General features: G+C 71.8%; 3 protein-coding genes. All 3 read left to right on the top strand.

Annotated features, from left to right (window positions below; all coding sequences use genetic code 11):
• Window positions 1–176 precede the first annotated feature (176 nt).
• The gene (locus AC27IQ_RS23110) at window positions 177–548 is read left to right on the top strand and encodes a hypothetical protein (RefSeq protein WP_272566674.1); all 372 of its coding nucleotides are present in this window, start codon (window positions 177–179) and stop codon (window positions 546–548) included.
• Between the two features lie 135 nt (window positions 549–683).
• Window positions 684–1,112 carry a VOC family protein gene (locus AC27IQ_RS23105; RefSeq protein WP_487090942.1) on the top strand — a complete coding sequence of 143 codons (429 nt, stop codon included), beginning with the start codon at window positions 684–686 and terminating at the stop codon, window positions 1,110–1,112.
• Window positions 1,113–1,136: 24 nt separating this feature from the next.
• Window positions 1,137–1,652 carry a GyrI-like domain-containing protein gene (locus AC27IQ_RS23100; protein ID WP_487090941.1) on the top strand — a complete coding sequence of 172 codons (516 nt, stop codon included), beginning with the start codon at window positions 1,137–1,139 and terminating at the stop codon, window positions 1,650–1,652.
• Window positions 1,653–2,102: the final 450 nt, after the last annotated feature.

The raw sequence follows: 2,102 nt of genomic DNA, 5'->3' as shown, positions 1-2,102 counted from the left end.
GCCGCCGTGGCCGCGCTCGGCGTGGCGGGCCTGGTCTGCGGCTGGTGGCTTGCCACGCGCGAGACCGGCAGCGACGGCACCGGCCGGCAGCCTTGACTTGACGCGCCACGCACCGCAGGGGCCTGTGCGCAAGTCCCGGGTGGCCCCCGTTTCGTTGGAACTGAAAGGATGAGTCCATGACCGCTTCCTCGCTCTCCCAGGCCGCGCGCGCCGCGCAGACCTTCACGCTCTATGCGGCCGGCGGCCGCGTGTACGCCAGCAACGTGCGCGACAAGCTCATCGACCTGGGCGGGCTGACCGAGGCCCAGGGCCGCTACGGCTACGCGCTGGACGGCGGCGACCAGGTGGCGCGCGACGGGTTTCCCAGCCCCGAGGACGCGCTGGCGGACATCGCCGGCACCGTCACCTTCCTGTACCTGGACGGGCAGTTCACCGCGCTCGAAGACCTGTCCGATGGCCGCAGCCCGGACCTGAGCGACGTGCCGCAGATCCAGATCAGCCTGGATGCGCTCGGCCATGGCGAGCCGGCCATCGCCGCCGATATCTGACCGATGGCCCTGCGCCCCGGGTCCGGGAATCCCCGGTGGACGCTGTCCGGCAGGCCGGCTATGGTTTGTGAACGGTGTTCACAATCGTGATGGGCGCCGCACCCGGCCCCGGCGCGGGCCGCCAGGAGACGACGCATGAAAGTGGAACCCTACCTGTTTTTCGACGGCCGGTGCGAAGAAGCGCTGGCGTTCTACCGCACGGCTCTGGGCGCGGAGGTCACCGCGCTGATGCGCTTTTCGGACAGTCCCGCCCCGACCGATGCGTCCGGTTGCGCGGGCGCGGCCCCGCCGCCGGGCGACAAGGTCATGCACGCCGCGTTCCGCATCGGCGAGACCACGCTCATGGCCTCTGACGGCATGAACGGAGGGCAGCCCGTCTTCCAGGGCGTGTCGCTGTCGCTCAACCCGGCCGACGAGGCCGAGGCCCGGCGCCTGTTCGCCGCGCTGTCCGAGGGCGGCCAGGTGCAGATGCCGCTGTCGCCCACCTTCTTCTCGCCCGCGTTCGGCATGGTGGCCGACCGGTTCGGGGTGCCGTGGATGGTGGTGTGCACGCCCACTGCCTGACCGACCCGCCCTGATGCCGAACGCGTGCCATCGCCCCTCCGATTGACCACCACGGCCCCCGCGCCCGCTCAGCCCATGATCGACACGCCCCACATCGCCGACCTGCCCGCCCGCCCCACGGCGTTCATCCACGTCACCTGCACCCGCGAGGAGATCCAGCACGTCATGGGCCAGGGCGTGCGCGACCTCATGGACGCCGTTGCCGCCCAGGGCGCCTCGCCCGCCGGCCCCTGGTTCACCCACCACCGGCGCCGGCCCACGGACACCTTCGACTTCGAGATCAGCGTGCCCCTGGCCGCGCCCATCGGCCCGCACGGCCGCATGCAGCCCGGCGAGTGGCCCGCCATGCGCGTGGCCCGCACCGTGCACCGCGGGCGCTATGAAGACCTGGCCGGCGCCTGGGGCGAGTTCCTGCAATGGATCGAGGGCGAGGGCCTCACGCCCACGGGCGAGCTGTGGGAGTGCTACCTGACCGGGCCCGAGACCGGCTCGGACCCCGCCGCCTGGCGCACGGAGCTGAACCAGCCGCTGCAGGATTGAGCGGCCTGCCAGCTGCGTTGGGCAGCTTGCTATTGAATCGATAGCAATGCGGGCATGGAAATCGCCGGCATGGACTGGTTTTTCCTTGAAATGCAGGCTTGGAATGGCATGGCAGTGCGGACCCGTCCCGTCCCTGCGGCATGATCCGCGCGCAGGCCACTGTTCCATCCCCGCACCAGTCCGTCCTGCCGCGCCCGCGTTGCAGCGCCGCCGGCCGCCCCCATGTGCAGTGACAGACCATGCCGCCGCATGGCCCGCGCCACGCCGGCCGCACCCCACCGTGCACGCCGGGGCGCCGGGGCCGCGCGCGGCGCCACCCAGGAGCTTTCCATGCCAGCCGTTGCCGACACCCCCAATCCCTGAACACCCAGCCCCCTGGGCCCGCTGTGGCCCACGGTGGACCCGTTCCTGTTCTGCGCCCACCACGACGACGCATCCGCCCGCATGCCG

The organism is Acidovorax sp. KPB24-07, from assembly GCF_057543315.1.
Note: the sequence above shows the minus strand (reverse complement) of the source record. Positions and strands in the feature narration are given on the sequence as shown.